We start from the raw sequence: 11,113 nt of genomic DNA, 5'->3' as shown, positions 1-11,113 counted from the left end.
GCGTGGTGGGGCATCTGTTGCTGGAGGGCCATCCGGTGGTGGCGGCGGATCCGGCGGAGCGGCCGGTGGCAAAGGACCTTTCGCGACGGGAGGGAACTCCGGAAATCCGACCGCATATGGAGGGGTCGATTGTGCAGATGAAGACGACGAGCGGAGCCACAATCCCGAGTGCGAGCGAGCCGCCACTCGACTTTCGAGCGCAACCCGCTCCGAGCATTAAAAACAGCTCGACCCGCTGTTATCGCATGCTGAGCAGCCTGGCCCAATGGAGCGTGCCGCGCGCCTGGGCACATGAGTACTCTCTTAACGCGCCGCCGCATCGTTATCGGCGACGCAGCACGCCGAATGCTAGTCGCGTTTTCCTGTGATTGCATATTTTTTTGCCCACCGTCGAAGCCGGCGGAATTTTCGCGGACATATTGCAAGGAGACCTCACATGAAAATCTGCGCTCGAGTGGACAACCCCGCTGCTGTTCTTCGCCAGCGTCTCGAAGCGCTTGCCTCCCAACTCGCAGAACTTGAGAGTCTCAGGGACCGGGTGGATCGAGAAGAGAACCATCAGCGCGAGCTGCGCCGGTCGCGCTATCTCGGACGGCGCGCGAGCTCAGAGTGCAACCGAGCGGCCGCTGCAACGTCGCATATTTAAAGCTTATGCCTGCTCCGCCTGGTCGCAACCCATCAAATTATTTCAGCGAGAGTCCGAAAGCGAACCGATGGTTCGAATTTAATCGATCATATTTGGCTTCGGCGGAGGGCGAGCGGTTCATCCGCAGCAGCCTCCCGTCACGCCGAGAACAGGGGCGCTGGTTTCCTGGCGCAGTACGTGCCGGGAGCGGGGAGTCTTCAATCCATTAACCAGTTTCGCTTGAAAGGATGAAAGCTCGTGAATGATGCCGAAGTGAAAGTCGAAACGCAGGCCGATGCGGTGAATGAGAACACGAATGGTGCAAAACCAAGGTTCGATTTGCCGTTTTTGAATTTCCAGGAACTCCTCCGTGGCTTCGCCGAGCAGGGCGCCGCACAGACCAAGAAAAATATCGCGAGCATAAAAGCGACTTCCGAGGAGATCAGCGACATTCTCCGTGAAGCCTGCTCTATGAACGCCAGAGGGGCCGTCGATTACGGCGCCAAGTTCATCGAGATTTCGAAAGACAATACCAGCGCCACCCTGGAGTTTTTATCCCGGCTCGCTGAGACCAGATCGCTGCTGGATATCGTGCATCTTTCGACCGCCCGAAGCCGCGAGGCTTTCGAAGTCGTTTCCGCACAGAATCGGGAACTTTGGGATCTCGCGCAAAAAGTTGCGATCGAGACGACCGAGCCCATCAAGTCCAGCTTCAACAGAGTGCTGCACAAGACCGTCTGAACCGAGGCTACCGGCCGCGCGGATCGACTGGACGGGCGTCTCCGCGACGAGGGGACGCTCGGTCCAGTCGATGGCGGGCCAGCGTGCCCAGAGTCCGCAACTAGTTGCAGGAAATCAAGATGGGTGTGGTGATGATCAAGTGCCCGGAAACGGGCGACGCTATTTCGACGGGTATCGAAATTGATCGCGAAAGGTTTCGCTGCAGCGCGGTATTCTTTTCGCGCACCTATTGTCGGGTCTGTGCGGCTACACACGAGTGGTTCGCGCGAGAGGCCTGGGTCTACGAGCCTGCGCTGGATAGTCGGTTGCCGGGCGGCTGGCGCGCGTCTCGCGCTGGCGCGGCGTGAAGAAGTCCTGCTCCGCCACGCGAAATTATCCGATCGATCCTGCGGCTCATCACCTTGTAGCACTCGCACGCCACGGCTTCGAGCCGCGGCCGGTCAATCTCGAGCTGACCGCGGCGGTTGGATTTCAACGCTCTTGACGCGCGCAACGCCCTCACAACATGCGTGACGGTGGTGCGCCGGACGCCCAGTAGCTCCGACATAGTTTCCTGCGTCAAAGGGAGGGGGGTGCTGCCATTCGCCCGGTCGTGAATTTGAAGCAGCCAGCAGGCCATCCGGGCTTCGACGGAATGTAGTGCATTGCAAGCCGCGACGTGCTGAACCTGTGTCAGCAGCGATCTCGTGAAAATCTGCACCATGGATGCGATCGCGGGGCTGCGACCCAGAGCTGACAAAAATTGCGCCGCCGGAATCTGCAGCACGGGCCCTGGTACGCGAACCACCACCGTCACGGGTGAGTGGGATGTGCCAAGCGCCGACGTCAGGCCGATCGCACCTTCATGACCGATCACCGCTACGGCGACACTCTGACCGTTCGGCAAGTCCACGATAAACGTAACAGCACCGCCACAGGGGAAGAGAAGGTGGTCGATCCGATCACCCGATCGGATCGGTACGGCGTCGCGTTCGAGCACGATTTTCCGCAGGTGAGGCGTAAGTAAAGCGAAATCTGCCGGCGGCAACGCTGCTAACAATCGATTACCAACTCTGGTCGCGTGGTCCATCATGGGATTCGTCCCCCACGGATGTCCGGCGCTAGGCCTCGTGCCGGCTGGTGCCCAGCTGTTTGCAAAACTCAACAGGAGTCCAACCGGTTACGCCAGATATGGTTCCCATTGTGGAGGTGTGCCTGTCCGACGGCACTGCAAAGCACAATCAGCCGGCTAACTGGAGTTCGGCAGGCTCGCGGACATCTCAGCTGATCCCTGCCAAGCCTATCGTTCGTTCGTCTTCCGGGAATAGGAAAGTGTCATGGAAGGACTTATGCGATGGATGCCAATTTCGATATGTTCAGGGCGACCGCCTAATCATTGGTCGTTCCTAATTCGTGGCTGACTCTTAATCAGCGGCTCTGTCGGAATCGTGAATTTTACGTCGACGCACCGGCCTGCGTGGACCGCGTAAGAACGGCGGCTACTGCCGGGCCATCAAGGCGCGAGGTCGGGAGTTAAGCTGCCCTGCGGTAAGAGAACAGCGCCTCCATGGTAGTGTGTTTAGCCATGTAGCGGTCTCCCGGCTCGAACCTCGACGCATGTCAATGCGACTGATCCGCCGTCGACGGTAAATCCGCGGAGGCGATTGCGATTCCAGCCGAACCAAACCGGCTCTAAAAAGATCGTCAAGGGATATTGACCGCCTCCAATCGGCCCCTGTAAGTGGGCGTGGAATGTGGTGTGCGACGAATGTCCATCTACGGCCGGATAAGCGCAACAGTGCGACCGATAAGCCATTGATTGTATTTGACCGGTGGCTGACTCTTAATCAGCGGGTCCCAGGTTCGAGCCCTGGTGCGCCCACCAAATCAATGCCTTAGCCACCAAGGCCGTTTGAGCATCTGATTTTTCAAACGGTCTTCTTTAGCCCACGGCCAACAGAGCGCAACGCGAGCGGCCATTATCCTCCCCTGTCGAAGTAGGGATTGTCGCCGCTGGCGCCGGCAGAGACGTTCGCAGCCCTTCCGAGATGAATCTTAAGTCTTCCAAGTGCCTCGCCCGACCAATTTCGGAGATTGGCCAGGGCAACCCATGCATCGACATAGTGTTCTGGCGCGTAGACATGGCCATAACCGAGTGGCGTGCCCGTTGCGACCGCCATATCAACGGCGATCTGCAGCATAGTCACGACCGGATACCATCGCAGTTCCGCTGAAACGTCCGGACCCCGCGGTGCATTGATCCAGGTCGGGCGCTGGTAGGCATAGTGATAGTCAAAGAATACGATCGGGTCACTTGCATATTGAAGGAAGACGACGCGCATCGGCCCCCACGGCGTACTGGGGGCGACCGTCGGCCCGTTCTGGTTCATAAACCGCACGAAGCGGCCGTCACGAAATTCCGGCAGCCAGGCAGGAGAGGCGGCATTGCGGTTCGCGGTGATCGAGCGCCAGATCCGGCTCGTAAAAGGTGAGCCGCTCCAGAGAGCCCCAGCGATCGGATCGCCGATCGTCTCGAACAACTCAGCGGAGTCTTGCGAGTTCATGGCGCCGAGGCTAAGGCCATGCAGATATAATCTTGGCCGGCGTTCCTTCGGCAGCGTCGTCCAGTGCCCATAAATCACGGCAAACAGGGCACGTGCGGCTTCCGCGCCGTATTCCGGTTGAAACAGCAGGGACAAGGGACTGTTGAGATAGGAATACTGCACGGCAACGCTGGCAACGTCGCCATCGGCGAGATACTCGATCGTATCCATTGCAGCCGGGTCGATCCAGCCGGTTCCCGTCGGAGTAACGACGATGAGCACGGACCGCTCAAAGCCTCCCTGGCGCTTGAGCTCGCCAAGTGCCAATTCCGCGCGCCCACGCGCGGTGTCTGCGCCGCGCAATCCCACGTAGACGCGGAGCGGATCCCGGGCGGGACGGCCGGTGAATGCGGCGATCTGCGCGGCGGTCGGTCCGGAAGCCACGAACTCCCGTCCGGCACGGCCGAGCTCATTCCATTTCACCAGCGACGCTGCACTCCCCGTTCTGGTGGCTTCGCCCGGCTGAGGTCGCTCCGGTTCAAATAGGGCGTCAAATTCCCGGAACGAAGAATCCAACGCGCTAAAGGCGGCGCGGATAAGCAGATTGTTGGCGGTCGACCAGATCAGCAGGACGGCCACGAGAAGGCCGACGAAGTTCGCGATCTTCCTAGGAATGAACCGCCGGATCCGGCCGGAGACAAAACTGGTTACCAGCTTGAACGATTCCGCCAGCCAAAACAGTGCGAAAAACGTGATGAGCGCGATCACGGAGACTTTGGCGGGATGGGCGGTTTCAACCAGCTCCATGTTCATGGCGCTACGGATCGAATTCTGCCATTCCGCCGCCCGCCAGAGAAACAAGATGACCGTGACGAAGCAGCCGACCGCAACCGCCACGTTGGCCGCCGATCGGATTCGTGGCGATGGCTCGGGAAGTTCGAGATAGCGCCATAGCCAGCGCCAGAGCACGCCCAGCTCGTAACCGATCGCAAAGCAGGTGCCGGCAAGGACTCCCTGGATCAAATAGCTCCTTGGGACGAGCGTCGGCGTAAGCGCGGCTGCGAAGAACAATGCTCCCAACGCCAATCCAACGCCTGAGAGAGATGCCACGTACCGCCAGACAATCTGCGCGGGACTCTTGACGATGTTCATTTGGCCCCCCTCTCCGATGCGGGCTTGTGATCGGGAAGCCCACAGCGGCAATTGAACCTGCGGACGTGAATTGCGGGTGCGAGCAAAGCCGGCAGCGCGCGCGAAACATCCCGCCCAGTCAGGAGAGGGTCATTTCGGACCAACGTCCTTATAGATGATGCCATCCTTCATGATGACCAAGATTTTATTCTCCGGATCCGCGATGAGGCGAATGTCGTCCAGGGGATTGCCGTCCACGAGAAGGAGATCCGCCAACGCGCCTTCTTCGACCACTCCGAGCTTGCCGGGATAGGGGTTGCGCGCGCCGGAGAGCGCCAGCAACTCTCCGTTTGCCGAAGTCGCCATTGCCAATGCTTCCGCCGGAGTGAACCAACGTGTGAGATCCACGATACCCTGACCCTGATGCTCAGCCAACGCCTTGGAGAAGAGAATATCAGTCCCGAAGGCCGTCTTGATCTTGTATTTTTTGACAAACCCGTACGTGGTGTCGGTGCCCGCAACCACTTGGCGCATCTGCGCTTGTTGCGCGGCAGGAAGCATGGCTGCGCCGCCAAGGTCCACGAAGGGCTGTGTGCTCAGCCAGATCTTCTCCTCCGCAAGGAGACGTGCGGTCGGCTCATCCATCAAATGACCATGCTCGATCACCTTGACGCCTGCAGCAACGGAGCGTCGAATGGCGTTTGGCGTATAGGCGTGCGTCGCCACATAGGTTCCCCAATCGGTAGCTGCTTCGACGGCGGCCCTCAGCTCAGCCTCACTGAAGGTGGTCACATCGAGTGGACTGAAAGGCGAGGCAACGCCGCCGCCTGCCGTCAGCTTGATCTGCGATGCGCCCTGCATGAGCTGTTCGCGCGTGCGCTTGCGAACCTCGTCGGGACTATCCGCGATCATGCTTCCACCAAGCTGCTCGACGCGGCTCGTTCCGCCGAGACTTTGTGGCAGCTCCCAGAGCTCACGGAAGTCGCCGTGGCCGCCGGTGACTGTGATGACGGCCCCCGACGGATAGATGCGAGGGCCTGCAACGACCCCCTCATCGATGGCGCGCTTCAGCGCGAAAGCTGGGCCGCCCATGTCCCTGACGGTGGTGAACCCGCGCATCAGCGTAGCAGTGGCTTCCGCGCCCGCGAGCAGCATCGTGTAACCCAAGTCGCTTGAAAGCATTTGAGCAGGGGTTGGACGAACCATCGTCGCATGCCAATGCATGTCGCTGAGCCCGGGCATCAGCACGCGTCCGCCGCCTGCTACAGTGCGGGTATCCAGGGAACGATCGACCGGAATGGGAGCGATCGCAATACGCTCTATTGTGTTGCCTCGGATGAGGACGTTCGACGGAGCGGAGAGGGTCTGGTTCTTCCCGTCGAAAATGCGCACGTTCTCAAAAAACGTCACGGCAGAGCGCTCCTGCGCCAGCCCAGGACCGAGAGCGGCGCATGACGCAAGAATGGTCGCCACGCGCGCGGCTTTTTGCATCCGCACAACGACTTCGGAGAGCATGTCGTTACCTCCTGCTTTGTGGGCCTAACGGTCACTCTGGCCTCGAAGTTCAGCCCTATTGATCGCTTTGCGGACAGCGGCTGGGGCGAAATATCCGACCGCGACGAGGAGCACGGCCGAGAAGGGCGATCAGCCAGCCTTTTCGATTGCTTGCCATTGCCTAGACCGTCTCATCGATCGGTGATGTCGGCCCACGGGTTGCTTTGGAATTCCCCTTTGCCCGCTCGCGCAGGCGCTGAAACGTCACGTAGAGCATCGGCACCAGGAAGATCCCAACAGAGCTCGCCGCAAGCATGCCTGCGAACACGGCTGTGCCGACGGCCCTGCGGCTGAGCTCGGCGGCGCCGGTCGCAATCACAAGCGGCAGGAGACCAAGGATGAAGGCAACGGAAGTCATCATCACTGCGCGGAAACGCATATGTGCGCCCTGGATCGCGGCTTGCTCGAGCGCCACGCCCGCCTCACGCTGCTCCTTCGCAAACTCGACGATCAGGATGCCGTTTTTGGCGGCGAGTGCGATCAGCACCACGAGCCCGATCTGACCGTACAGATCGAGATTGAGGCCAGCGACCTTGATGCCGACATAGGAGCCGAGTACGCCGACCAGGACCGACAACAGGACCGGGATCGGGATAATCGTGCTCTCATAGAGCGCGACCAGGAACAAATACGCGAACAGCACGGCAAGTGCGAGCACAATGCCTGTCTGGCCGGCGGCCTGTTGCTCCTGATAGGCGGTGCCGGTCCAGTCGAAACCGTAGCCCGCAGGCAGTACGGCATGAGAGACGTCGCCCATCGCTGTGAGGGCGGTACCTGAGGAGACACCGGGCGCCGGGCTACCGTTTACCGTCACCGACCGATAATTGTTGTAGCGGGTGATCACCTGAGGCCCGGTCACGATCTTGATCCCGGCAACCGATCTGATCGGCACCATTTGGCCGGTGGCATTACGCAGATAGATCCGCCAGATGTCCGAAATATCGGCGCGATCGAGCGCTTCGCCCTGAACGTTGACCTGCCAGGTGCGGCCAAACCGATTGAAGTTGTTGACGTAGATGCCGCCGAGCGTCGCTTGTAGGGCCGTGAAGATGTCGCTGATTGTCACTCCGAGCGCCTGGGACTTGCGGCGGTCGATATCGAGATAGATCGACGGATTGGTCGCAGTGAAGGTCGAAAAGACGCGCGTGAGCCGTGGGTCGGCGTTGGCGGCGCCGATCAGCGCACCCGTGACACTGGAGATTTCGGCCGGGTTCTGTCCTTCCAACGCCTGGAGCTGGTATTCGAACCCGCCGCCGGTGGAGAGCCCGATGATCGGCGGCAGATTGAACGGGAGGACATTGGCTTGGCGGATCTGCGCGCCAGCGGCGAAGGTTTGGCCGATCAGCGCTCGCGCAGAATCCGTTGCTGTCTTGCGATCGGCAAACGGCTTCAGGCGCGTCACCACCAGCGCGCTGTTCGGTTCGGATGCGCCGTCGAGCAGGGAAAAGCCGATGATGGCAAGGACGTGATCGACGGCGGGCATCTGCTTCAAGATATGTTCGAGCTGTTGGGTGACTTCGCTGGTTCGTGCCACCGACGCACCGTCCGGCAGTTGTACCGAGGTGAAGAAGGCTCCCTGATCTTCCTCGGGCAGGAAACCCGTCGGCGTGATCAGCGACATGCCGAAGATGCCTGCGCCGAATAGGGCAATCAGCACGAGCGAGAGCCCCGCCTTCCGCACCAAGCGGCGCACGCCGCTGCTGTAGCCGTCCCGCAACCAGTCGATGCCGCCAAGCACACGACCGATCAGGCCACGCCGCGGCCCGGTGTGGCGCAGGAACAGCGCGCACAGCGCCGGCGACAGCGTCAGTGCATTCAGTGCCGAAATCATCATCGCGGCGCTGATTGTCACTGCAAACTGGCGAAACAGCGTGCCGGAAATGCCGGGAATGAAAGCGATCGGCACGAAGACGGAGAGCAGTACCAGCGTGATCGCGATAATCGGCGCCATGATCTGTGCCATAGCCTTCTTGCTTGCCTCGGCGGGAGAAAGCGAGGGCTCGTCCTCCATAACCCGCTCGACGTTCTCGACGACGACGATAGCGTCGTCCACCACGATGCCAATGGCGAGCACCATGGCGAGCAGGGACACCGTGTTGGCCGAATATCCGAGCACCAGCAGCACGGCGAAGGTCCCGATCAGGCTCACCGGAACGGCAACGGCCGGGATCACGGTGGCCCGGAGATTGCCGAGGAACAGGTACACCACGATCACGACCAGCAGGAAGGCCTCGCCTAGCGTCTGCAACACTTCCGCGATGGTGGCACGCACGAAGCTCGTTGAGTCGTATTGGACGAGGTAGCTCAGCCCGGTGGGAAAATGCTGCGACAGCCGCTGCATCGTCGCTGTCACCGCCTGTGCGGTGGTCACCGCATTGGCACCCGGCGACAGATAAATCGCCATCGGCACGGCCGCACGTCCATCGATCCGCGCTTCACTGTCGAGATTTTGGGCGCCCATTTCGACACGTGCAACGTCCCCCACGAGCAGCGATGAACCGTCCGGATTGGCGCGCAGCACGATTTGGGTGAATTGATCGACTGTGGCGAGCCTGCCCAGGGTCTGCACATTGAACTGGAACTGCTGGTCGTCGCTGATCGGGCGCGCGCCGATGCGGCCGACCGGGGCCTGGACGCTTTGCGTACGGATCGCGCCAATGACGTCCGACGGCGTGAGATTGAGGCTGGTGAGCCGCTGCGTGTCAAACCAGATCCGCATCGAGTAGTTCATCTTCGCGAACAGGTTCGCCTGGCCGACCCCCGGCGTGCTGGCGATCGCATCAAGCACGTTGATGATTGCATAGTTGGTGATGAAGAGCGGGTCCTGTTGGCCATTTCCGCTGTAGAGTACGAGGAACTGCAGGATCGACGAGGAGCGCTTGTGCACCGTCACGCCCTGCTGCTGTACTTCGGTGGGCAATTGCGAGAGAGCACTCTGCACGCGGTTGTTGACGTTGACGGTATTGATGTCGGGGTTGGTACCAAGCGCGAACGAAACCGTCAGTGTGTAGCTGCCGTCATTGGCGCTAGTCGATTTCATGTAGAGTGCGCGGTCGCTTCCAATGATCTGCGCCTCCAGCGGCTGGGCGACACTGCTCTCTACAACCTCGGCGGACGCGCCAGGGAAGATGCCGGCGACCGTGACCTGTGGCGGCACGATGTCTGGAAATTGCGCCACCGGGATTTGCGCCAGCGCCAGTGCGCCGGCAATCGTGATGATGAATGCGATCACCATCGAAAGCCGCGGACGATCGATGAAGACGGCGGACATCATGGTTTGTTATCCGCCGGACGAGCCTTGCCGGAGGGGCCGTGATCCGTTTGCGGAGCCGTGCCATCTGCGGCGGCTTTCATGCTCGACAGGATCAGCGCGCTGGCTGGTCCTGGCGACACGGTCTGGCCGGGACGAACCCGCTGCAGGCCTTCGACAATCACCTTGTCGCCGGCCGCAAGTCCGGCGATCACCGCCGCGACAGTCGGGGTCGATTGCCCGAGCTGGATGCGACGCTGTTCGGCTTCGTTGTCGGCGCCGACAGCGAGAACATAGTTGCCCTGCTGATCGGAGAGCACGGCCGAGCGAGGGATCACCAGCACCTCGACCGGCTGAACGCCCTCAAGCACTACGGTCACGAACTCGCCATGGGTCAACTCGTGAACGGAGACACCGGCCGCCGAGGGCGCCCGCAGGATCGGATTGGCGATCTCGCCACGCACGGTGATCGTATCAGTGCTCTGGGCAATGGTATTGTCGACGAAGTTCAGCTTGCCGGTATTTCCGTACATTCGCCCGTTCGGCAGTCGCAGCCTGATGACCACGGCTTCCAGACCGCCTTGCGGCGCGTATCGTTCGCGCAGCTCCAGTCCCTGACGCACCGGCACGGGAAAGGTGACATACATCGGGTCTTGACTGACGATGCTGGTCAGTACCCCCGAGCTTGGACTGACGACGTTGCCCACCGTCACCGCCGTTCGTCCGATCTTGCCGGCGATCGGCGCGCTGATCACTGTGTAATCGAGATTGATCTGAGAGGCCTGGACCCCGGCTTGCGCGGCTCGCACCTGGGCTTCGAGGCTGCGCTGGTTCGCGATTGCTGCGTCGTAGGTGGACTGTTGCCCGGCAGGGCCTCCGAGCAAGGTCCGCGCGCGTTCGGTTGTCAGCTTGGCATTCTCGAGTGTGGCCTCAAGCTGGGACACCTGCGCCTGTTTCGATGCGAGATCCGATTCGAAGGGGCCACGCTCAAGCCGATAGAGCTCATCGCCTTTGCTGATCTCGGCGCCTTCCTCGAACAGGCGCCGTTCCAGAAATGCAGTGACGCGAGCAACGAGGTTGACCCGATTGATCGCCTCGATCCGCCCGAGAAACTCACTGCTCTCCGTGATCGGCCGCCTGGCCGCTTCCACGATGCCGACCGCGGGTGGCGCGGCCGAAGTCGACTGGGTTTGGGCCGATCCGCCGGCGATGACCATCAGGAGAGTTGCCCCCGGCAGGCTGATCGAGACGCCAGCAAAGTTCATTGTCCGCTCCTTGCAACGGATCTGG

7 protein-coding genes are annotated in these 11,113 nt (G+C 61.0%); 2 read left to right on the top strand and 5 right to left on the bottom strand.

Annotated elements, in window-relative coordinates; genetic code table 11:
* Both GWG67_RS31515 and GWG67_RS31510 read left to right on the top strand, forming a co-directional pair.
* A partial coding sequence (locus tag GWG67_RS31515; RefSeq protein ID WP_275173367.1) for a hypothetical protein occupies positions 1–368 on the top strand: 368 nt, incomplete at its 5' end.
* Between the two features lie 515 nt (positions 369–883).
* A complete protein-coding gene (locus GWG67_RS31510; RefSeq protein WP_275173365.1) occupies positions 884–1,366 on the top strand; it encodes a phasin family protein in 483 nt (160 codons plus the stop codon).
* A 280-nt stretch (positions 1,367–1,646) separates the two neighbouring features.
* On the opposite strand, the gene GWG67_RS31500 is transcribed toward GWG67_RS31510, so the two are convergent.
* From GWG67_RS31500 to GWG67_RS31480, 5 genes are all read right to left on the bottom strand, one after another.
* On the bottom strand, positions 1,647–2,438 hold the full coding sequence (locus GWG67_RS31500; RefSeq protein WP_275173361.1) for a Crp/Fnr family transcriptional regulator: 792 nt from the start codon (positions 2,436–2,438) through the stop codon (positions 1,647–1,649).
* 886 nt (positions 2,439–3,324) lie between these two features.
* Complete coding sequence (locus tag GWG67_RS31495; RefSeq protein ID WP_275173359.1) at positions 3,325–5,040, bottom strand: alpha/beta-hydrolase family protein; 1,716 nt, start codon at positions 5,038–5,040, stop codon at positions 3,325–3,327.
* Positions 5,041–5,169: 129 nt separating this feature from the next.
* Entirely contained in the window at positions 5,170–6,534 is a 1,365-nt protein-coding gene (locus GWG67_RS31490; protein WP_275173357.1) for an amidohydrolase family protein, read from the bottom strand.
* Positions 6,535–6,694: 160 nt separating this feature from the next.
* Complete coding sequence (locus GWG67_RS31485; protein WP_275173355.1) at positions 6,695–9,847, bottom strand: efflux RND transporter permease subunit; 3,153 nt, start codon at positions 9,845–9,847, stop codon at positions 6,695–6,697.
* Positions 9,844–11,088, bottom strand: a complete 1,245-nt coding sequence (locus tag GWG67_RS31480) for an efflux RND transporter periplasmic adaptor subunit (protein ID WP_275173354.1) — start codon at positions 11,086–11,088, stop codon at positions 9,844–9,846. Before GWG67_RS31480 ends, GWG67_RS31485 begins: the two co-directional genes overlap by 4 nt.
* Positions 11,089–11,113 lie beyond the last annotated feature (25 nt).

Source organism: Bradyrhizobium sp. CSS354 (assembly GCF_029051725.1).
Lineage (GTDB): Bacteria > Pseudomonadota > Alphaproteobacteria > Rhizobiales > Xanthobacteraceae > Bradyrhizobium.
This window is presented reverse-complemented; position numbering and strand designations above follow the sequence as displayed.

Coding starts and splice junctions, on each gene's coding strand:
- GWG67_RS31500 (WP_275173361.1), bottom strand. CDS start 2,438: ATGATGGACCACGCGACCAGAGTTGGTAATCGATTGTTAGCAGCGTTG.
- GWG67_RS31495 (WP_275173359.1), bottom strand. CDS start 5,040: ATGAACATCGTCAAGAGTCCCGCGCAGATTGTCTGGCGGTACGTGGCA.
- GWG67_RS31490 (WP_275173357.1), bottom strand. CDS start 6,534: ATGCTCTCCGAAGTCGTTGTGCGGATGCAAAAAGCCGCGCGCGTGGCG.
- GWG67_RS31485 (WP_275173355.1), bottom strand. CDS start 9,847: ATGATGTCCGCCGTCTTCATCGATCGTCCGCGGCTTTCGATGGTGATC.
- GWG67_RS31480 (WP_275173354.1), bottom strand. CDS start 11,088: ATGAACTTTGCTGGCGTCTCGATCAGCCTGCCGGGGGCAACTCTCCTG.